Genomic DNA, 20,063 nt, shown 5'->3' on the forward strand with positions numbered 1-20,063 from the left:
TAGCCGCCAACCCGCCGTCGTAGCGGAGCGGGTCAAGGTGGAGCGCCGTTGACGCGCGAAGCGCTCGATGGCGACGACCTTGAGGCGCGCAGCGGAGACGGCCACAATCGGGCGGCGGGAAAGGAGGACACCCCCAAGCCACCAAGGCAACCCCCAAGCCACCAAGGCAACCCCCAAGCCACCAAGGCAACCCCCAAGCCACCAAGGCAACCCCCAAGCCACCAGAGCAGGCCAACGCCACCGAAGCACCCCCACCCTCGGGGCAACCCCCGATCTCTCCGGTATGGACAAGGGCATGGGCCGTTGGTGGGACGTGGCCATGCCCTCCAGAGACCCAGAGCCGCACTACCACATGTTGGACGCGGCTGCGCGAGCTGAGCGGGGTGAGCCCGTCTCGACCGTGCCCTGGTCCCAACTCAAGTCGGAGCTGGGCCTGTAATCGCAGCAAGCCGACTCCGCACCCGGGGCAGGGCGCGGGTCTGCCCGCGAGCCTGGCAGCTACCGGACGTGCGTGAGCCCCGGCGGCGCCCCCTGTGAAAAGCGGGGGCGGCGGCCGGGGCCCAAGACGCCAGGGGACTACGGCAGGGTGAGGATCTCCGCGCCGGAGTCGGTGATGACCAGGGTGTGCTCGAACTGGGCCGTCCACTTGCGGTCGGCGGTCACGGCGGTCCAGCCGTCGTCCCACATGTCGTACTCCACCCCGCCCAGCGTGATCATGGGCTCGATGGTGAAGGTCATGCCCGGCTCCATCACGGCGGTGGCGCGCGGGTCGTCGTAGTGCGGGATGACCAGGCCGGAGTGGAACTCGGGGCCCACACCGTGACCGGTGAAGTCGCGGACCACGCCGTAACCGAAGCGCTTGGCGTACGACTCGATGACCCGGCCGATCACGTTGATCTGGCGGCCCGGACGGCAGGCCTTGATGGCCCGCATCGTGGCCTCGCGGGTGCGCTCAACGAGGAGGCGGTTCTCCTCGGAAACGTTCCCGGAGAGGAAGGTGGCGTTGGTGTCGCCGTGCACGCCGTCCTTGTAGGCGGTGATGTCGATGTTGACGATGTCGCCGTCACCGACCACCGTGTCGTCGGGGATGCCGTGGCAGATGACCTCGTTGAGCGAGGAGCACAGCGACTTCGGGTAGCCCTTGTATCCCAGTGTGCTGGGGTAGGCGCCGTGGTCCAGCAGGAACTCGTGGCCGATCCGGTCCAGCTCGTCCGTGGTCACACCCGGCTGGATGTTCTTACCGACCTCTTCGAGGGCCTGCGCGGCGATCCGGCCCGCGACCCGCATCTTCTCGAGGGTCTCCGGCGTCTGGAAGTCGCCGAGGACACCTTCCACCGGGTGCTTTTTCCCCACGTACTCCGGCCGGACGATGTGCGAGGGGACCGAACGTTGCGGCGAGATGCGCCCAGGAACCAGCGGAGTAGTCATGTACACAGATTGTAGTTCGTAGGCGCACCCACCTGGCCGGACCCCGGGGCCCTCAGCTGGGTGTGAGGAGTACGCCGGTACGGGTAGGTGTGCCCCACACCGGGAACGAGCGAGAGGCGGTCGGTAGTGAGCGAAGTACAGGACGACTGGTGGTTCTGTCTCAAGCACAGCAAGGTCGAGCACGGCGCGGGCTGCCCCAACAGCCAGCGACTCGGCCCCTACCCGGACGAGGGCACCGCGGCGCGCGCCCTGAACATCGCGGCCGAACGCAACGAGGCGTGGGACGAGGAAGAGGAGAACGAGGGCAACAGCTGACCGGCTGAACCATCCACCGGGTCGGACCAGCTGACAGGCAGGACACCCCGGACACGCACGGAAGGCCGGTCGCCACAGGTCGCGAGGAGACCGGCCCTGCGCGTTCCGGCCCGAACCCCCCTCTGACAGGATCGGCCCATGAGTGAACAGAACGCGTCGCAGGGCGCGGACATCGCCGGGCAGACCGTCTCCGTCCTGGGCGGTACGGGTGACCAGGGGCGCGGCCTGGCCCGCCGGTTCGCCTTGGCGGGCCACACCGTCCATATCGGTTCCCGCAGCGCCGAGCGGGCCGCCAAGGCCGCGGGCGAGCTCGTCGAGGCCGAGTCCACGACCATCCAGGTGCACGGTCTGGCCAACGCCGAGGCCGCGGAGCAGGGTGACATCGTCATCGTCGCCGTGCCGTGGGACGGCCACCGGGAGCTGCTGGTGTCTCTGGCCGACAAGCTGGCGGGCAAGATCGTGGTGGACTGCGTCAACCCGCTCGGCTTCGACAAGAAGGGGCCCTTCGCCCTGGACGTCGCCGAGGGCAGCGCGGCCCAGCAGGCCGCCGAAGTCCTGCCGGGCAGCCGGGTCACCGCCGCGTTCCACCACGTGTCGGCCGTGACCCTCCTGGACCCCGAGGTCGAGGAGGTGGACCTGGACGTGCTGGTGCTGGGCGAGGACCGTGCGGCCACCGACGTCGTGCGCGCCCTGGCCGACCGGATCCCCGGGGTGCGCGGTGTGTTCGGCGGCCGGTTGCGCAACGCCCACCAGGTGGAGGCGCTCACCGCCAACCTGATCGCGGTCAACCGCCGCTACAAGACCCACGCGGGGATCCGGATCACCGGTCTCTAGCACCGACTCCCTCCCACACCCCGCACACGCGAACGGCGCCGCCCCGAAAGAATCGGGGCGGCGCCGTTCGTTTTACCAGGTGACGGCCACGGTGACCGCCCAGGCGACGTAGAGAAGGTTCACCACGATGCGGATGATCGCGCCGAGCGGGCGTTCCAGTACGCGTGGCGCCGCGCGGTCAGCCTTGACCAGGGCGTCGACGTGCGAGGCCATGTAGGTCGTGATGAGCGCGGCCGCGCCCCAGGCGGCCAAGGAGCGCGCCTCGGGGACGATGAGCAGGAGGGCGAGGATGAGCTCCGCGAGTCCGCTCGCGACGACCAAGGGCTTGGCCGCACGGCCGAGCCAGGCGGGTACGAGGGAGCGGAAGTACTGTGGAAAGACGAAGTGGCAGACCCCGGCAGCGGCGAGGAAGAGCGCAAGGGCGAAGGCAGCAAGAGTGGACATGGGGCGATGATGCGCGCCGGACGTTCGTGGTTGCTTGAACGGAACGCTCGGAGGGCGGCGTTCGTGGCCGGGGACACGGTGACGGTGTTCATGGAGGACGCCGCGTTCGGTGTGACGCGGCACCGGGAACCGGCGTGGAAGGTCGTCCTGGGCGTCGGTGGTCCTGTCGAGGTGGGGCTGGGGACGGGGCGGTCGGTCATCGGGGCCGGGGTGGTCGTTCCACCCGAGCTGGAGCACACGTGCGCTGCTGAGGGCGCGTTCGCGGCACTGTTCGTCGACCCCTGGTCGCTGGAGACCGACCGGTGTCCGGCTGTACTGGACGAGAACCGGGTGCGGTGGTTGCTGGATGCGCTGGGGCCGGTCATGGACGGTGGGGCGGACCCCGACGCGGCCTTCGCCGAACTCACACGGGTGTCGGGCGCGGGGCGGGGCCTCGATCCGCGGTTGGAGTACGCGGTCCGGTCCAGTGCCGGGGCAACGGACCTGCCGATCTCCTCGATCGCCGGTGAGGTCGGCCTGTCCCCGGTGCGGCTCCGGGCACTCGTGGGGGACGCCGTCGGGGTGCCGCTCGTACGACTGCGGCGGTGGGCGCGCCTGCGGGCCGCCATCAGCGCGCTCGCGCACTCATCGCTCGCGGAGGCCGCCGCGGAGGCCGGGTTCGCCGACCAGGCGCACTTCACCCGGACCGCGGGCAGCCTGATCGGCCGGACCCCCGGCTCCCTGCGTGGAAGGAGTTCGGGGCATGCGCCGAAGGCCCTACCCCTCCGGGGCCGGTAGCCGCCGCCCCGGGAACCCGGGGCGGCGCCGTTCGGAGTGTTCAAGGGCTCCTAGGAGGCCCACTCCTTGACCTTCTCGATGAGCTTGGCGGGGTTGTCGCCCACCGGGGTGACGTTGAGCTGGGTGACGCCGGCGGCGCGGAAGGCCTCCACCCGCTCGCGGACGTAGGACTCGGGGCCGACCAGGTTGGTCAGCTCCACGAACTCGTCCGGCACCGCGGCCGCGGCCTCGTCCTTCTTCCCGGCCAGGTAGAGGTCCTGGATCTTCTCAGCGGCCTCCTCGTAGCCGTACCGCTGGGCGACCGTGTTGTAGAAGTTCTTGCCCTTGGCGCCCATCCCGCCCACGTACAGCGCGATCATCGGGCGGGTGAACTCCAGGAGCTTCTTGGTCTCCTCACCTTCCCCGATGGCGAGCAGGCCGCCCGCGGAGATCTCCAGTTCGCCGAGCTTCGGGTCGCGCTTGGCCTTGCCCTTGGCGAGGAAGTCGCCCCACACGCCCTCGGCCTTCTCCGGGATGAACAGGTGCGGCAGCCAGCCGTTGGCGATCTCGGCGGTCATCTCGACGTTCTTCTCACCGAGGGAGGCCACGAAGATCGGGATTTCCGGGCGCACCGGGTGGTTGATGATCTTGAGCGGCTTGCCGAGGCCGGTGCCCTGCTCCGGCGGCAGCGGCAGCTGGAACACCTTGCCGTCGTGGGTCAGGCGCTCCTCGCGGGCCCAGATCTTGCGGCAGATCTCGACGGTCTCGCGGGTGCGGCCGAGCGGCTTGGTGTACGGGATCCCGTGGAACCCCTCGATGACCTGCGGTCCGCTGGCGCCCAGTCCGAGGATGGCGCGCCCGTCGGACAGGTAGTCGAGCCCCGCCGCGGTCATCGCGATGAGGGTGGGGGTGCGGCTGTACATCGGCAGGATGGCCGAGCCGATCGTCACGCGCTCGGTGCGGGCGGCCAGGTAACCCATCAGGGTGGGGCTGTCGTAGCCGTAGGCCTCGGCGACCCACACGGTGTCCAGCCCGGCCTTCTCCAGCTCGGCGACCTGGTCGACGGCGGCCTTGGGTTCACCCGCGTACTGGAGCGGCATCGAGATGCGCATCTGCTGTCCTCCCGGTGGGCCGGACCCCGGCCCGCGTCGGTGCTCGGTATGGCGCCACCCTACTACCGAATCACATTCGGTTCCTGAAGCGGCCTCCTCGACTCCACTCCCAAGAGTTGTTGCCCAAGATTTCTTGCCCAACAACTCTTGGCCAAGAAGTCTTGGGTATCTATGGTCGAAGGATGAGCGACACGCCCTCCCACGAGAACCGGGAAGTCCCGGACCCCTTCGAGAACGCCGCCGTCCTCGACGCGCGCTCCCTGCGCGGGCTGGCGCACCCGCTGCGCATGCGCGTCCACCAGCTCCTCCAACGCGGCCCCGCCACCGGCAAGACCGTCTCGGAGAAGCTCGGCATCTCCTCCGCCTCGGCCAGCTACCACCTGCGCCAGCTGAGCACCTACGGCTTCATCGAGGAGGCCCCCGAGCTGGGCACCTCCAAGGAGCGCTGGTGGCGCTCCGTCCACAAGGGCTTCCGGCTGCCGGAGAGCCTCGACACCGAGGCGCCCGAGCTCAGCACGACTGTCCGCCACGCAATGGCCGCGCGCTGGGCCGAACAGCTGAGCGCTGCCGTCAACCTGTGGTCCTCCCAACCCGAGGGGTGGCGCGAGGCCCAGATGATGGCCGACCGCACGATGAGCCTCACGCTGGAACAACTGCAGGGGATGCGGGAGGAGCTGCGCGAGGTCCTCAACCGCTACGCGGACACCTCGGACCGGCAGGACGCGGACACCTCCGGGGCGCGGGCCGTCAACGTGCACCTCGCCGCCTTCCCCAGCCCCGACCCCGAGGACCCGACAGGTGAGAGCCCACCGGACGAGGACCCCGAGGACGCCCCATGAGACCGATCGTCGGCCTGATCACCTCCGAGGCCTTGGCCTACACGGGCACCCGGCTGGCCATGATCGCCATCCCCTGGTTCGTCCTGGAGACCACCGGAAGCCCCGCGCAGATGGGCCTGGTCACCCTCTTCGAAATGGGCGCCTACACCCTGGCCCGCCTGTTCGTCGGGCCGATCCTGGACCGGGTGGGCCAGCGTGCAGTGAGCATCCGGGTGGACCTGATCGCCGCCGCGGCCCTGCTGGCGGTACCGGTCCTGTTCACCGCCGGACTGCTGCCCTTCCCGGTGCTGCTCGTCCTGGTCACGGTGATCGGCCTGGCCACCGGCCCCGCGGAGGCGGCGAAGGTCTCGCTGTCCCCGTTCGTTGCCGCCGCGTCCGGGGTGCGCCTGGAGCGCGTCACCGGGCTGACCGGGACCGTGGACCGGCTCTCCATGACCGTGGGGCCGATCATGGCCGGTGCGGTGGTCGCCGCGCTGGGCGCCCTCACCGCCCTCTACCTCAACGCCGCGCTGATGATCCTGTCCGCGCTCGTGCTGGCGCTCATGCTGCGCCGGGACACGGAAGCAGCGGGACGGGCGGAGGCGGACCCCGAGGCGGAGGACGGCTATCTGGTCCGACTGTACGCGGGCTGGCGGGCGGTCTGGGGCGACCTGCCGCTGCGGATGCTCGTCGCGATGGTCCTGGTGACCAACATCGTGGACGTCGCCGTGATGACCTTGGCCCTGCCCATTTGGGCGTACGAGGGCGGATGGGGGCCCGAGGCCGTGGGACTGGTGGCGGGAACGCTCGGCGGCGCCTCGGTGGTGGGTTCGCTGGTCGCCGCCTGGATCGGGCACCGGCTTCCCCGCAGAGCCGCCTTCTTCGCGGCCATGGTGATCGCCGGTCCGCCGCGCATCCTGGTGCTGGCCATGGACGTCCCGCTGTGGGCCGTCCTGGTGGTGTGGGCGGTGTCCGGCCTGGGCGGCGGGCTGATCAACCCGATCCTGTCCGCGATCATCTTCGAGCGGCTGCCCAAGCACATGGTGGGACGCGGTATGGCGATGGTCGGCGCGCTGACCCGTCTGGGTGCCCCGGTCGCGGCCCCGGGCATCGGCGTGGCCATCGGCCTGCTCGGAGTCTCCCCGGTCCTGGTGGCGGGGGCGGCGGTCTACCTGGCCGCGGTAGCCCTGCCCGCCTTCGGAAAGGCATCCCGCGGCCTGGAGCGCCCACCGGAGGAACCGGAGTCCGCATCGGAGCGCTCTGCGCCCTAGCCGCCCGTTCCCGGACTCTTCGTGCTGGCCCCGGACCCCGGCCCAGCCATGTCGGCCCCGGGCCCGTCGTGCCGGGGCCGGGGCCCTACGGGCCGAAGCCGGGGCCTACCCGGGTTTGTCGCCCGTGACCAGGGGGAGGGAGTCGTCGGCGGCCCATGCGGTCATCGAGCCGTCGTAGACCGCCACGTCCTCACGTCCGGCCAGCGACAGGGCATGGGCCACCCCTGTCGCGGCGATGCCTCCGCCGCAGTAGGTGACCGGGGTGACGCCCGGTTCGAGCAGGCCCTTCTCCTCGAACAGCGCCCGCAGTTCCGCTGTGGGCTTGAGGGCTCCCGTCGCCGGGTCCGTGACCTCGCTGACCGGCAGGTTGATGCTGCCGGGGATGTGCCCGGCCCGGCTGTAGGTGACCTTGTCGCCCCGGTAGGTCTCCGGGTCCAGGACGTTGACCAGCACGGTCCCCTGGTCATTGAGGGACGCGGCCACCTCCCCGGTGGAGCGCAGGAGCTCGGGGCGGCGGCGCGCCTCGAAGGTCCGGGGCTCAGGTGCGGGGGAGGGCTCGTCGGTGACCGGCTGACCCGCCGCCTTCCACGCGCGCAGGCCGCCGTCGAGGACCTTCACGTCGTCGAAGCCCTCCAACCGCAGGTGCCACCACAGGCGCGTCGCCCAGAACCCCGTGGTCTGGTCGTAGACCACGACCTGCGTGCCGGGACCGATCCCCAACGCCCCGGCGCTGTCCGCGAAGCGCTCCGATGACGGGACGGTCCACGGCGCGGAGGCGTCGGGGTCGGCGAAGTCGGTGAGCAGGTCGGCGAAGAGCGCACCGGGGATGTGCTCGGCGTCGAAGGTGGTCCGGCCCGACTCCACGGTGTACGGCCCCTGGGCCGGCATGCTCAGGTGGGTGGTCGAGTCGAGGAGGACGAGATCGTCGTCGTCGAGGTGCTGCGCAAGCCAGGCCACGCTGACGGTCGGTGCTGTGCTCGGTGACATGCCCGCTCCTTTGCAGTCGGTACGAACCGTTGGGAGTCCCCAACTCGCTGCTGGTCCGTGTTGTTCCGGCTGGCACGTCGGCCCGGCTGTCTCCGGCATTCGAGAAACCGCCGCCCGGAATCCGGGCGGCGGTCACTTGGATGATCAGCTGGAGTAGGTGTGCTCCTCGGCCGGGAAGCTGCCGCTGACGACTTCGTCCGCGTAGTCGGACGCGGCGTCGCGCAGGGTCTCGGCCAGGTTGGCGTAGGTCTTGACGAACTTGGCCACCCGCGGGCTCAGCCCGGCCATGTCCTGCCACACCAGCACCTGCGCGTCGGTGGACGGACCCGCGCCGATACCGATGGTGGGCACGGCCAGCTGCGAGGTGACCTGCGCGGCCAAGTCGGCCGGAACCGCTTCCAGGACCACCGAGAACGCGCCCGCGCGCTCCAGCTCCTTTGCGTCCTTGAGCAGACTGGCTGCCGCCTCGCCCCGGCCCTGCACGCGGTAGCCGCCGAGGGTGTTCACGGACTGCGGGGTCAGGCCGACGTGGCCCATGACCGGGATGCCGGCCGACACCAGGAGTTCGACCTGGGGCGCGACCGTGTGGCCGCCCTCCAGCTTCACTGCTTGGGCGTTGCCCTCCTTCATGAAGCGGGTGGCCGCCTCCAGCGCTTGCTGGGGGGAGCCCTGGTAGGAGCCGAAGGGCAGGTCGGCCACGACCAGTGACCGCTTGGTGGAACGGGCGACGGCTGCGGTGAGCGGGATGAGTTCGTCCACCGTCACCGGGACGGTGGAGTCGTACCCGTAGACGACGTTGGCGGCGGAGTCGCCGACGAGGAGGACGGGGATGCCCGCCTCGTCGAAGATCCGGGAGCTGAGGGCGTCGTAGGCGGTCAGCATCGGCCAGCGTTCGCCGCGCTGCTTGGCCAGGGCCAGGTCGCGGATGGTGACGCGTCGGTTGGTGACCCCGCCGTACAGGGCGTTGCCCGCGGAAGGGGTCTTGGCTGTGGTGCTCATGATGGGTTCTTCCTCCGGTGTCTCGAAGCACCCGCGTGGGGTGTCCCCGGACCTGTGGACGGAAACAACTGTCGTGCGCGCACTCGCGCGGGTTCCCCGAAGGGACGAGTTCCCCGAAGGGAACGGTGTGGCGGTGCGGGTTGTTCCCCGGCCTCCGGTCCCTGACCACCCGGCGGGCCGGTGCGGCGGGAACAGGTGTGCGGGGGCCGCACGCCTGCATCATCGCATGGCGCCGACAGCCCGTACCCCGCCGGGGGCGGTACTCCGGGCGACAGCAGGGGTCGGGTGAAGGGACGTCTCTCCCACCGCCGGCTGCCGGGTGGTTAGCATGGCAGCGGCACCGGCCCACACCGTTGGACCCGGGCGGCCGCGGGGGCGTGTGGTCTCCGCCGGCGGGCGGGCGCCGTGGATCGGAAGGTGTGCCCGTGGACCGGCAGACAGCGTATCGGCGCAGGTGGGGCGGGCTGGCGGTGCTCATCATCTGCCTGCTGGTGATCGTGGCGGACAACACGATCCTCAACGTCGCACTGCGCACGCTCTCCGATCCCGTGGACGGGCTCGGCGCCAGCCAGTCGCAGTTGGCGTGGGCGATCAACTCGTACACCCTGGTCTTCGCTGGACTGCTGTTCACGTTCGGTGTGCTCGGCGACCGGTGGGGCAGACGGCGGATGCTCGTGGCCGGGCTCGCGGTGTTCGGTGCGGCCTCGGCGCTGTCGGCCTACTCCCAGAGCCCCGAGCAGCTCATCGCGGCGCGCGCAGTGATGGGGTTCGGCGCGTCGATGGTGATGCCGCAGACCCTGTCGGTGATCACCAACGTCTTCCCGGCTGAGGAACGCGGCAAGGCGATCGGGCTGTGGGCGGGCGCGGTCGGGTTGGCGATGGCGATCGGGCCCTCGGCGGGCGGTCTGCTCCTGGAGAACTTCTGGTGGGGCTCGATCTTCCTGGTCAACGTGCCGTTCGTGCTCGTCGGCCTGGCGCTGATGTACGTGCTCATCCCGGAGTCCCAGGACGAGAACCCCGGGCGCCTCGACGTGCTCGGGGTCGTGCTGTCCGTCCCGGGCCTGGTCCTGCTCATCTACGGCATCATCACCGCGGGGGAGCGGGCCTCGCTGGCCGACTGGGACGTGTACGGGGCACTGCTGCTGGGAGTGGCGGTGATCGTACTGTTCCTGCTGCACGAAGCGCGCACTCCCAACCCCTCGCTGGACGTGCGCTTCTTCCGCGACCCCCGGTTCAGCGTCTCCATCGCCGCCATCATGGTGCTGTTCTTCAGCATGGCCGGGATCATCTTCTTCCTCAGCTTCTACTGGCAGAGCGTCCGCGAGTTCACCCCGTTCATCGCCGGTCTGCTGGTGCTCCCCGCGGCCCTGGGCCAGATGGTCTTCGCGCCGCTCAGCCCGACCCTGGTGCGGTGGGTCGGCCCGCGCACGCTCGCGACGGTGGGTGTGGCGATCGTGTGCTGCAGCTTCCTCTTCTACACGCAGATCGCGGTGGACACCCCGCTGGTGCTCATCATCGGGTTCTTCTTCCTGCAGGCCTCGGCGATGGCGGTAGTGCTCACCCCCGCCACCGACGCGATCATGTCGTCGGTCCCGCCCGGCAAGGCCGGTGCCGCCTCAGCGGTCCAGAACACGGTGCGCCAGGTCGCCACGGCCATGGGTGTCGCGGTGCTGGGCGCGGTGATCTCCTTCAACTACCGCTCCGGGATCGCACCCGCCCTGGACGCCGTGGCGGAAGAGTCCGACGTGAGCCCTGAGGAGCAGCGGGCGGCCGGGGAGTCGATCGAGGGCACCATGGCGCTGGCCCGGAGCCTGGGAGCGGAGGGGAACGCCCTGGTCGCCCCGGCAAAGGAGGCCTTCCTGTCCGGCCTGCACCTGGCGGCGCTGGTGGCGCTGTGCGCCGGCCTGATCGGGCTCGTGGTGGTGCTGGTGTGGATGCCGCGCGAGGCCGCTACCCACCAGCCGACCCGGCAAACCGGACCCTCCGCAGAGGACACGGAGGAGGAACCCGCCGAGCACACCGCCGAGAGTGCGGCCGAGAGTCTGGGAGATGACCAGGACAAGAGCCGTCCGGGGGACCCCGGTGGCACCGTCGGACCAGGCGGCCGCGATACCGGAACGGACCGCTCCCGGCCCTGACGGCCGCTCTCTGCCCGCGGGAGAACCGCGGGTTCCGGCGCGAAAGCCACGTGCCCGATCGGGTTCCAGCGGACATACTGGGCAGCATGCAGGTCCACGAACCCTCCGCCGTCTTCGTCGGGCGCCGCGGGCACCTCTCCCACCTCACCGCCGACCGGCGCAGAACCGAGGAGGAGGGGTCCCGCGCCGTGCTGGTCTGCGGCGGCGCCGGGGTCGGCAAGACCCGGCTCGTCGACGAGTACCTCCGGCGGGCCCCCGACACCCTCTCCTCGGTCGGCGGCTGCCTGGAACTGGGGTCCGACGGTGTCCCCTTCGCCCCCTTCACCGCGATCCTGCGCGACCTGGTGCGCTCCGGCGGGCCCGCCGCCGATCCCACCGGGGACCTGGGCCGCCTCCTGCCCGAACTCGGCGGTGCCGCGGGCGCCGCCGACGAGAGCCGGGCCCGCCTCTTCGAGTCCGTCCTCACCTACCTCGAGGGACGCGCCAGGCCCGACGGCCTCACCCTGGTCATCGAGGACCTGCACTGGTCCGACGCCTCCACCCGAGACCTGCTCGTCTTCCTGCTGCGCAACCTCGGCCCCGCACCCATCCACCTCCTGGTCACTGTGCGCACCGACGACCTGCACCGCACGCACCCGCTGCGCCGCCTCCTCCCAGAGCTGGAGCGGCAGCCCCGGGTGGCCCGCCTCGACCTCGAACCCCTCTCCCGGGACGAGGTCGGCGCCCAGGCCACCGCCCTGCGCGGCACCGAGCTCGACCCCGCCGACCTGGACCTGCTCCACGAGCGCAGCGGCGGCAACCCGCTCTTCGTCGAGTCGTTCCTGGCCAGCAACGACCCCGTCGGGGCGCCCATCCCGGACGGCCCCCGCGACCTCCTCCTCACCGCCGTCGAACCCCTGCCCGAACCCACCCGACGCGTCCTCGGCCTGGTCGCCGCGGCGGGCATCCGGGTCCGGCACACCCTCCTGGCCCGCGCGGCCCGCCGCGCCGGTTTCACCGAGGACGCGCTCGAGTCCGCGTTGCGCCCGGCCATCGACGCCCAGGTGCTGCGCACCACGCAGGACGGCTACGTGTTCCGGCACGGCCTGCTCGCCGAGGCCCTGTACTCCGACCTCATGCCGGGCGAGCGGGTGCGCGCCCACCGCCGCTACGCCGAGGCCCTCGAACGCGGTGTGGAGCGGATGCCCGAGCACGAGCAGGCCGTCCAGCTCGCCCACCACGCCTACGCCGCGCACGATCAGCCCCTCGCACTCGCCTCCGCCTGGCGGGCCGCCGAACATGCCGCCGCCGTGGACGCCTACCCCGAGCACCTCGCCTTGACCGAGCGCGTCCTGGAGCTGTGGGACCAGGTGCCCGACGCCGCCGAACGCGTCGGGCTCCGCCGCGACGAGGTGCTGGCCCGGGCTTCCGGGGTCTGCCTCGTCGCCGGTTCGCTCCGCCGCGCGGTCGGCTACGCCACCGATGGCCTGGACGAGCTCGGGGTCACGGGCATGCACGACCCGAGAGGCGAACCCCCTGAGCACGCCGAGGGCATCGCCCGGCTGCGCCACGCCCGCGCTCGGGCGCTCAAGGAGATGGGCCGGGACGGCGCGATGGAGGACCTGGGCGAGGCCCTTCTCCTGCTCCCGTACCACCACCCCGACACCCCGGCGGTCGGCGCCACCATGGCCGCCACCTTCATGGTGCGCGGCCACCGGAAGGAGGCCGCTGCCTTTGCGCGCCGTACGCTCAGACTCTCCCGGGAACTCGGTGACCGGCGCAGCGAGGCGGACGCCCTCATCACCCTCGGCTCCCTCAGCAGCCCCACCGACTATGAGGGCGGCCTGCAGCAGCTTATGGAGGGCATCGGGCTGGCCCGGGAGGTCGGCCACGTGCCGGCCGAGATCCGCGGCCTCATCAACCTCGGCGGCCTCCTCAAGAACCTGAACCGGCTGGAGGACAGCGCCCAGGTGTCACTGGCGGGGCTCCACCGCTGCCGAGTTCTCGGACTGACCCGCACCCAAGGCGGCGCTTTCACGTACGGACTGGCGGTCACCCGCTTCACCCAGGGCCGCCTCGCCGAGAGCGAGGAACTGCTGTCCGCCATCCCCGACGGCGGGGTGACCCAGGCCAGGGCGCTCACCCTGCGCATGCACCTGGACCTGTACCGGTGGCGGCCCGAGGCCGTGCGCGCGACGGCGGAGGAGTTCCGCCGGGTGCTCCCCGAACGGGAGACCTCGCCACTGGAGCACCTGCCGGTCCACATGGTCCTGCAACAGCTGGCCCTGTACGAAGGGCGCGTGGTGGACGCCGGGAGGATGGCCCTCGACCTGTTGGCCCGAGCACGCGGTGACGGGGCGGTGGTCTCGATGCTCCAGGGCCTGTACCGCTCCACCCGTGCGTGGTTCACCTCGATCGCCGTGCTGCTGGCCGAGGAACCGGACACACAGGCGCGGCAGCTGGCCGGGGAGATCCACCAGGCCCTGACCGAACTGCCTCAGGTGACCCTGCACTCCGACTGGCGTGCGGCGGACCTGGCCTCCCAGGCCTGGCTGTCCCCGGACCCGGGGGAGTCCCTGACCCTGTTCGAGGCTGCCCTGAGCGACCTCGGACCCGACGGCCACATCGTCGTGCGGGCCGAGTACCGGCTGGCGGCGGTCCGTGCCGCCCTGCGCGCAGGGGACCGCGAACGCGCTGCCGAGCACCTCGCCGCCGTCCGACGCCTGGCGGCCCGCCACAGTATGGCCCTGTTCGAGCGGGAGGCCCGTGCCCTGCGCGCCCGCCACGGCCTGCCGGACCCGGGCGAGCCACCCGCCGCACCCGCCGCCCTCGCTCACACCGAACTCACCTCCGGGCCGCTCCCGCCCCCGGCGGCGGATCCCGCAGGGGAAACTCTGCCGATGGGTCTGACCCGGCGCGAGGCGGAGGTGCTGACCCAGGTGGCCAAGGGGTTGAGCAACCGGGAGGTGGGCGAGGAGCTGTTCATCTCCGCCAAGACGGTGAGCGTGCACGTCACCAACCTCATGGGCAAGCTGGAGGTCACCAACCGGACCGCAGCCGCGGCCCGGGGCCGCGAACTGGGGCTGGTGTGACGGGGCCGGAGCGCCCGCCGCCCCTTCCCGGCATACTGGGCGCCATGTCCCCCTCCGTCTCCGCCTCCGGGCACGCCCCGCCGCCCGCTTTCGTCGGCCGGGGCCCGCATGTGCACCGGCTCCTGACCGAGGCCGCGGGGGTGGCGGAAGGCCTCTCGCACGCGACCCTGCTGCTGGGCGACGCAGGGATCGGCAAGACCAGGCTGATCGCGGAGTACCTGGAGCGCAGCCCGCTGGCCCGCAGCGCTGTCGGGGGTTGCTTGGAGATGGGTACGGAAGGTGTGGCGTTCGCGCCGTTCGCGTCCGTGGTGCGCCAGCTGGTCCGCGACGGCGGGGCAGGTGGTGGAGCAGGGGGTACGGCCGGGGGAGAGCTGGCCCGCCTGGTGCCAGGGCTGGGTGCGGCTCCCGAAGCCACCGAGGAGAGCCGTGCCCGCCTGTTCGAGGCGGTGCTGACCCTCCTGGAGGAGCGGTCCCGGCCCGGCGGCCTGGTCGTGGTGGTGGAGGACCTGCACTGGTCGGACGCCTCTACACGGGATCTGCTGGTCTTCCTGCTGCGCAACCTGGACACCGTCCCGGTGCACCTGGTGGTCTCCGTCCGCTCCGACGACCTGCACCGCACGCACCCGCTGCGCCGCCTCCTCCCGGACTTGGAACGGCTCCCCAGGGTCTCGCGGATGGACCTGGACCCCTTCTCCCGGGACGAGGTCGCCCAGCAGGCCGCCGCCCTGGGACACAACAGCACCGATCCCGACCTGCTGTTGGAGCGCAGCGGCGGCAACCCGCTCTTCGTCGAGTCCTTCCTGTCCGATCCCGACCCACTCGGCACCGCGCTCCCGGACGGCCCCCGCGAACTCCTCCTCCGAGCCGTCGAACCCCTGCCGGAGGCCACCCGCCGAGTCCTCGGCCTGGCTTCGGTGGCGGGGGACAGGGTCGAGCACGTCCTGCTCGCCGAGGTCGCCGACCGCTCGGGAGTCTCCGAGGGCGAGCTGGACCAGGCGCTGCGCCCGGCCATCGACGCCCGGGTCCTGCGCACCACCGGCACCGGGTACGTGTTCCGGCACGCGCTGCTCGCCGACGCCGTCTTCGACGACCTCATGCCCGGCGAGCGCGTACGTGCTCACCGCCGTTACGCGGACGCAGCCGAGCAGGGCCTTCCCGGTCTGCCCCGCGCGGAGACGGTCGCCCAGCTGTCCCACCATGCCTACGCGGCTCACGACCACTCCCGTGCCCTGACCGCCGCCTGGGAGGCGGCCGGGCGGGCCGCCGTCTCCGTCGCCTACCCCGAGCACTTGGACCTGCTGGAGCGGGTCGTGGAGCTGTGGGAACTGGTCCCCGACGCCGCCGAACTCCTGGACCTGACCCACAGCGAAGTCCTGCTGCACGTCAGTCTGGCGGCACAGTTCGCGGGAAGCCTGCACCGTGCGGTCGACCACGCCACCGAGGCGCTCGCCGAGCTCGATCCGGCCGCCGAACCCGAGACGGCGGTCCGGCTGCTGGTCGCCCGGGCGTGGGCGTACAAGGAACTCGGCCGTACTGCCGCCCTGGACGACCTGCGGTCCGCCGCCGACCTCCTGCCCGAGGGCCATCCGGAGCGGGCGGCGGTGAGCGCCACGACCGGTTCGGTCCTCATGCTGCAGGGACAGGCAGAGGAGGCCGACGAGGCCTGCCGTGTCGCGATCGACGAGGCCCGACGGAGCGGTGACCGGACCAGCGAGGCCGACGCGCTCATCACCCTGGGCAGTCTGAGAGACGTGTTCGCCACCGACGCATCCCTGGAGATGCAGCTCGAGGGAGTGCGCATCGCCCGGGAGCTGGGCGACGTCACGGTGGAGCTCCGCGGGATCAACAACCTGGGCGGCAACCACAGCACCCGGTTCGAGTACGAGGAGTGGTTGGCCCGTGGACGGGAGGCCGTGGACCGCTGCGCAGAACTCGGGGTGATGCGCAGCCAGGGGCATGGGTACGTCAACGGGGTGGTCTCCGCGCTCGTCGCCCTCGGGCGGTTGGACGAGGCGTGGGAGTGGTTGCGCGCCAACGCGACGGCCGCGGACCGCGACGGCGCCCGCCGCCAGTCGATCCTGGCCCAGCTGTACATGATGGAGGGTGACTGGGGAGCCGCCCAACAGGCGATCGACGAGTTCGCCCGCCTGCTGCCCAAGGACACTTCCTCCCCCGTGGAGTACATGTCCCAGTACTACTCGCGGCTGTTCCTCCTGCTGTACGGCCCGGAAGAACGCCTGACCGAGGCGGCCCGGCTGATCCTCGAGGGGGAGGTCGACATCGGTCTGGTCTCGCGGGTCCGGATCAGCGTCAGCGGCCTGACCATCCAGGCGGGCACGGTCTGGCATCTGCGGCGCAGGGCGGCACCAGGAGACCTCGAGCTGGCCGAGGAGATCGCCGGGCTCCTGCTGCGGGTGCTGTCGCGGGAGGACTGGCCGACCGGGCCGATGGGGGAGCTGGCCCTGCACAGCTGCCGGGCCTTGCTGGAGAGGGACCCGGACCGGTCCCGGATCCACTGGGACCGGGCTCTGCCGCTGGCCGAACGGGCCGCCCGGATCGACTACACGGTGTTTCTCCACGTGGCCTTTCGGTCCGCCCACGAGGCGGGCGAGGCGGGGCGGGCGCGGGACCTGTTGGAGCGGGCCGAGGGCCTGTTGTCCGGGTTCGACGTCCACCTCGTGCGCCAGTTCGTGGACGAGATGCGCGAGGCGCTCCGGTCGGCTCCGGGTTCGAAGCCACCGGAGGCCCTCCCCGCCGGGCTGACCGCGCGCGAGGCGGAGGTCCTGGTGGAGGTGGCCAAGGGGTTGAGCAACCGGGAGGTGGGCGAGGCGCTGTTCATCTCCGCGAAGACGGTGAGCGTGCACGTCACCAACCTGATGGGCAAGCTGGGGGTCACCAACCGCACGGCCGCCGTCGCCAAGGCCAGGGAGCTGGGCTTCGGATAGCCGGGGCGGGAGCGTTTGCGGGGGCGGCCGCGGAACGGCCGGGTTTCGGCATACTGAGCTCTATGCCCTCCTCGGACGCCCCGGCCCTCGTCGGCCGGAAACCGCACCTCAGCCAGCTCCTCTCCGACGCCTGCCTAGCCCGGGAGGGTGAGTCGAGGGCGGTCCTGCTCTGCGGTGACGCCGGAATCGGCAAGACCCGGCTGATCGGGGAGTACTTGGAGCGCACCCCGCTGGCCCGCGGCGCTGTCGGCGGCTGCCTGGAGATGGGCACGGAGGGCGTGGCGTTCGCGCCTTTCGCGTCGGTGCTGCGCCAGCTGGTGCGCGAAGGAGGGGCGGGGGACGCGGCCGGGGGCGAGCTGGCCCGCCTGGTGCCGGGGCTGGGCGCGGCTCCCGAAGCCACCGAGGAGAGCCGTGCCCGCCTGTTCGATGCGGTGCTGACCTTCCTGGAGGAGCGGGCGCAACCGGGCGGCCTGGTCGTGGTGGTGGAGGACCTGCACTGGTCGGACGCCTCTACACGGGATCTGCTGGTCTTCCTGCTGCGCAACCTGGACACCGTCCCGGTGCACCTGGTGGTGTCGGTGCGCTCCGACGACCTGCACCGCACGCACCCGCTGCGCCGCCTCCTTCCCGAGCTGGAGCGGTTGCCCCGGGTCTCGCGGCTGGACCTGGACCCCTTTTCCCGGGGCGAGGTGGCTCAGCAGGCCGCCGCCCTGGGCCACGACAGCACCGATCCCGGCCTGCTCTACGAGCGCAGCGGCGGCAACCCGCTCTTCGTCGAGTCGTTCCTCTCAGAGCCCGATCCCTCGACCGCGCTCCCGGACGGGCCCCGGGAGCTTCTGCTGCGCGCCGTCGAACCCCTGCCCGGAGCCGCCCGCCGGGTCCTCGGCCTGGCCTCGGTGGCCGGGGACCGGGTCGAGCACGTCCTGCTCGCCGAGGTCGCCGACCTCTCGGGGATCTCCGAGGACGACCTGGACGAGGCGCTGCGCGCGGCCGTCGACGCCCGGGTCCTGCGTGCCACCGACACCGGGTACGTGTTCCGGCACGCGCTGCTCGCCGAGGCGGTGAAGGGTGAGCTCCTGCCGGGGCAGCGGGTGCGGGCCCACCGGCGCTACGCGGAGGTGCTCGACGCCGGGGTTCCCGGTCTGCCCCGCGCCCAGGCGGTCGCCCAGCTGTCCCACCACGCCTACGCAGCGCACGACCACCCCCGGGCCCTGACCGCGACGTGGGAGGCGGCCGACCGGGCCGCTGCTTCCGCCGCCCACCCCGAGCACCTGGAGCTGCTGGAGCGGGTCCTGGAACTGTGGGAGCTGGTCCCCGACGCCGCCGACCGGCTGGACGCGTCCCACGACGAGCTCCTGCTGGAGGTCTGTAGGGCGGCGCAGGTAGCGGGAAGTCTGCGCAGGGCGGTTGACCACGCTTCAGAGGCGCTCGCCGAGCTCGACCCGGCCGCCGACCCCGAGATGGCGGCCCGGCTGCTGGTCGCCCGCGCCTGGGCCTACAAGGACCTGGGGCGGACCGGGGCCCTGGACGACCTACGCGCCGCCGCGGCCCTCCTGCCCGAGGACCACACGGAGCGGGCCGCGGTGAGCGCCACGACCGCTTCGGTGCTCATGCTGCTGGGCCGGAGCGCGGAGGCCGAGGAGGCCGCCCGCGCCGCCGTCGGGGAAGCCCGCCGTGGCGGAAACCGGGCCAGCGAGGCCGACGCGCTCATCACCCTGGGCAGCCTCGGGGACGTGTTCGCCGCCGACGCGTCCCTGGAGATGCTGCAGGAGGGCGTGCGCATCGCCCGGGAACTGGGCGAGATCCAAGTCGAGCTGCGCGGCCTCAACAACATCGGAGTCCACCACCGCTACCGCCTCCACGTCGAGGACGCGCTCAGCAGCAGCCTGGAAATCCTCGACCGCTGCGCCGAACTGGGCGTCCTACGCAGCCAAGGGGTCGGTTACAGCACCGGGGCGGCCGGCCTGCTGCACTCCTTGGGAAGGCTCGACGAGGCCTGGCGGATGCTGGACCGCTTCCCGCTGTCCGAGGACCGGGACGAGGCCCGGAGGCAGGCCGTGCTCGCCGACTTGCTCATCGTGGCCGGGGACTGGGAGGGGGCCCGGGAAGCCATCGGCACCTTCGTCCAGCTCATGCCCAGGGCCACCTCCACACCGATGGAGTACATGAGCCTCTACCTCGCCGAAGTGCGCCTGCTGATGTACGGGCCGGGTGAGCGCCTCGAGGAAGCGGCACGGCTGGTGCTGGAGGGCGAGGCCGACATCGGGCTGCTCTCCCAGACCAAGTTCAGCTTCACCGGGATCAATACCTCTGCCGAGCTCGTCTGGCGGCTCCGCCGCCGGGGCACGGCAGCGGACGTTGCCTTGGCGGAGGAGCTCGCGGGTCGGCTGCCTTCCGTGCTGGGGGACGACGACTGGCCGGTCGCGCCCATCGGCCAGCTGGTCTGGAACACCTCGTGGGGTTTCCTGGAGGGGGACCCCGCCACGGCGCTCGTCCACTGGAAGGAGGCGCTCTCCCTCGCCGAACGCGGCGACCGGACGGGCTTGGTCCGCAACCTGTACGGCGCCTTCTGGGCGGCCCGCGCCGCGGGTGAGCACGCCTACGCGCGGGAGCTGTTGGAGCGGGCCGAGGGCCTGTTGTCCGGGTTCGACGTCCACCTCGTGCGCCAGTTCGTGGACGAGATGCGCGAGGCGCTCGGCGGCGCCACGGCCCCGGCGGAGCCGGCCGTGCTCCCCGCCGGGCTGACCGCGCGCGAGGCGGAGGTTCTGGTGGAGGTGGCCAAGGGGTTGAGCAACCGGGAGGTGGGCGAGGCGCTGTTCATCTCCGCGAAGACGGTGAGCGTGCACGTCACCAACCTGATGGGCAAGCTGGGGGTCACCAACCGCACGGCCGCCGTCGCCAAGGCCCGAGAACTCGGACTCAGTTAGGCCAGGCGGTGGCGCGAA

15 protein-coding genes are annotated in these 20,063 nt (G+C 71.8%); 10 read left to right on the forward strand and 5 right to left on the reverse strand.

What is annotated here, in order from left to right:
- Positions 1 to 295 precede the first annotated feature (295 nt).
- Positions 296 to 439: a DUF6247 family protein gene (locus ACYVDG_RS29635; RefSeq protein WP_460761918.1), complete on the forward strand. Its 144-nt coding sequence runs from the start codon at positions 296 to 298 to the stop codon at positions 437 to 439.
- 137 nt (positions 440 to 576) lie between these two features.
- Here the strand turns inward: ACYVDG_RS29635 and map are convergent, their stop codons facing one another.
- Complete coding sequence (gene map, locus ACYVDG_RS29640; protein ID WP_460761923.1) at positions 577 to 1,428, reverse strand: type I methionyl aminopeptidase; 852 nt, start codon at positions 1,426 to 1,428, stop codon at positions 577 to 579.
- Positions 1,429 to 1,554: 126 nt separating this feature from the next.
- Here map and ACYVDG_RS29645 point away from each other — a divergent pair, with 126 nt between their 5' ends.
- On the forward strand, positions 1,555 to 1,743 hold the full coding sequence (locus tag ACYVDG_RS29645; protein WP_460761927.1) for a hypothetical protein: 189 nt from the start codon (positions 1,555 to 1,557) through the stop codon (positions 1,741 to 1,743).
- Between the two features lie 138 nt (positions 1,744 to 1,881).
- Positions 1,882 to 2,577, forward strand: coding sequence for an NADPH-dependent F420 reductase (gene npdG, locus ACYVDG_RS29650; protein ID WP_460761930.1), 696 nt, complete (start codon positions 1,882 to 1,884; stop codon positions 2,575 to 2,577).
- A 72-nt stretch (positions 2,578 to 2,649) separates the two neighbouring features.
- Here npdG and ACYVDG_RS29655 read toward each other — a convergent pair whose 3' ends face one another.
- Positions 2,650 to 3,021: a hypothetical protein gene (locus ACYVDG_RS29655; protein WP_460761933.1), complete on the reverse strand. Its 372-nt coding sequence runs from the start codon at positions 3,019 to 3,021 to the stop codon at positions 2,650 to 2,652.
- A 30-nt stretch (positions 3,022 to 3,051) separates the two neighbouring features.
- Between ACYVDG_RS29655 and ACYVDG_RS29660 the strand changes: the two genes are divergently transcribed.
- Entirely contained in the window at positions 3,052 to 3,798 is a 747-nt protein-coding gene (locus ACYVDG_RS29660; protein WP_460761937.1) for a helix-turn-helix domain-containing protein, read from the forward strand.
- 50 nt (positions 3,799 to 3,848) lie between these two features.
- Here the strand turns inward: ACYVDG_RS29660 and ACYVDG_RS29665 are convergent, their stop codons facing one another.
- A complete protein-coding gene (locus ACYVDG_RS29665; RefSeq protein ID WP_460761940.1) occupies positions 3,849 to 4,889 on the reverse strand; it encodes an LLM class F420-dependent oxidoreductase in 1,041 nt (346 codons plus the stop codon).
- Positions 4,890 to 5,071: 182 nt separating this feature from the next.
- Here ACYVDG_RS29665 and ACYVDG_RS29670 point away from each other — a divergent pair, with 182 nt between their 5' ends.
- Entirely contained in the window at positions 5,072 to 5,728 is a 657-nt protein-coding gene (locus ACYVDG_RS29670) for a helix-turn-helix domain-containing protein (RefSeq protein ID WP_460761943.1), read from the forward strand.
- Positions 5,725 to 6,978 carry an MFS transporter gene (locus ACYVDG_RS29675; protein WP_460761946.1) on the forward strand — a complete coding sequence of 418 codons (1,254 nt, stop codon included), beginning with the start codon at positions 5,725 to 5,727 and terminating at the stop codon, positions 6,976 to 6,978. Before ACYVDG_RS29670 ends, ACYVDG_RS29675 begins: the two co-directional genes overlap by 4 nt.
- A 105-nt stretch (positions 6,979 to 7,083) precedes the next feature.
- Here the strand turns inward: ACYVDG_RS29675 and ACYVDG_RS29680 are convergent, their stop codons facing one another.
- Positions 7,084 to 7,965 carry a sulfurtransferase gene (locus ACYVDG_RS29680; protein ID WP_460761950.1) on the reverse strand — a complete coding sequence of 294 codons (882 nt, stop codon included), beginning with the start codon at positions 7,963 to 7,965 and terminating at the stop codon, positions 7,084 to 7,086.
- A 144-nt stretch (positions 7,966 to 8,109) separates the two neighbouring features.
- Positions 8,110 to 8,964 (reverse strand): 3-methyl-2-oxobutanoate hydroxymethyltransferase, encoded by an 855-nt coding sequence (gene panB / locus ACYVDG_RS29685; RefSeq protein WP_460761954.1) that lies wholly within the window; start codon positions 8,962 to 8,964, stop codon positions 8,110 to 8,112.
- Positions 8,965 to 9,389: 425 nt separating this feature from the next.
- Between panB and ACYVDG_RS29690 the strand changes: the two genes are divergently transcribed.
- The 4 genes from ACYVDG_RS29690 to ACYVDG_RS29705 all read left to right on the forward strand — a co-directional run bounded on the left by ACYVDG_RS29690 (position 9,390) and on the right by ACYVDG_RS29705 (position 20,045).
- On the forward strand, positions 9,390 to 11,102 hold the full coding sequence (locus tag ACYVDG_RS29690) for an MFS transporter (RefSeq protein ID WP_460761957.1): 1,713 nt from the start codon (positions 9,390 to 9,392) through the stop codon (positions 11,100 to 11,102).
- An 86-nt stretch (positions 11,103 to 11,188) separates the two neighbouring features.
- Positions 11,189 to 14,173 (forward strand): helix-turn-helix transcriptional regulator, encoded by a 2,985-nt coding sequence (locus ACYVDG_RS29695; protein ID WP_460761961.1) that lies wholly within the window; start codon positions 11,189 to 11,191, stop codon positions 14,171 to 14,173.
- A gap of 44 nt (positions 14,174 to 14,217) precedes the next feature.
- Entirely contained in the window at positions 14,218 to 17,118 is a 2,901-nt protein-coding gene (locus ACYVDG_RS29700) for a helix-turn-helix transcriptional regulator (RefSeq protein WP_460761967.1), read from the forward strand.
- A gap of 62 nt (positions 17,119 to 17,180) precedes the next feature.
- Positions 17,181 to 20,045 (forward strand): helix-turn-helix transcriptional regulator, encoded by a 2,865-nt coding sequence (locus ACYVDG_RS29705; RefSeq protein ID WP_460761971.1) that lies wholly within the window; start codon positions 17,181 to 17,183, stop codon positions 20,043 to 20,045.
- The last annotated feature ends 18 nt before the right edge of the window (positions 20,046 to 20,063 follow it).

This window comes from Nocardiopsis oceani (assembly GCF_054777395.1).

Excerpts from the sequence above, each read along its gene's own strand:
- ACYVDG_RS29635 (WP_460761918.1), top strand. The coding sequence starts at position 296 with ATGGGCCGTTGGTGGGACGTGGCCATGCCCTCCAGAGACCCAGAGCCG.
- map (WP_460761923.1), bottom strand. The coding sequence starts at position 1,428 with ATGACTACTCCGCTGGTTCCTGGGCGCATCTCGCCGCAACGTTCGGTC.
- npdG (WP_460761930.1), top strand. The coding sequence starts at position 1,882 with ATGAGTGAACAGAACGCGTCGCAGGGCGCGGACATCGCCGGGCAGACC.
- ACYVDG_RS29655 (WP_460761933.1), bottom strand. The coding sequence starts at position 3,021 with ATGTCCACTCTTGCTGCCTTCGCCCTTGCGCTCTTCCTCGCCGCTGCC.
- ACYVDG_RS29665 (WP_460761940.1), bottom strand. The coding sequence starts at position 4,889 with ATGCGCATCTCGATGCCGCTCCAGTACGCGGGTGAACCCAAGGCCGCC.
- ACYVDG_RS29670 (WP_460761943.1), top strand. The coding sequence starts at position 5,072 with ATGAGCGACACGCCCTCCCACGAGAACCGGGAAGTCCCGGACCCCTTC.
- ACYVDG_RS29675 (WP_460761946.1), top strand. The coding sequence starts at position 5,725 with ATGAGACCGATCGTCGGCCTGATCACCTCCGAGGCCTTGGCCTACACG.
- ACYVDG_RS29680 (WP_460761950.1), bottom strand. The coding sequence starts at position 7,965 with ATGTCACCGAGCACAGCACCGACCGTCAGCGTGGCCTGGCTTGCGCAG.
- panB (WP_460761954.1), bottom strand. The coding sequence starts at position 8,964 with ATGAGCACCACAGCCAAGACCCCTTCCGCGGGCAACGCCCTGTACGGC.
- ACYVDG_RS29695 (WP_460761961.1), top strand. The coding sequence starts at position 11,189 with ATGCAGGTCCACGAACCCTCCGCCGTCTTCGTCGGGCGCCGCGGGCAC.
- ACYVDG_RS29700 (WP_460761967.1), top strand. The coding sequence starts at position 14,218 with ATGTCCCCCTCCGTCTCCGCCTCCGGGCACGCCCCGCCGCCCGCTTTC.
- ACYVDG_RS29705 (WP_460761971.1), top strand. The coding sequence starts at position 17,181 with ATGCCCTCCTCGGACGCCCCGGCCCTCGTCGGCCGGAAACCGCACCTC.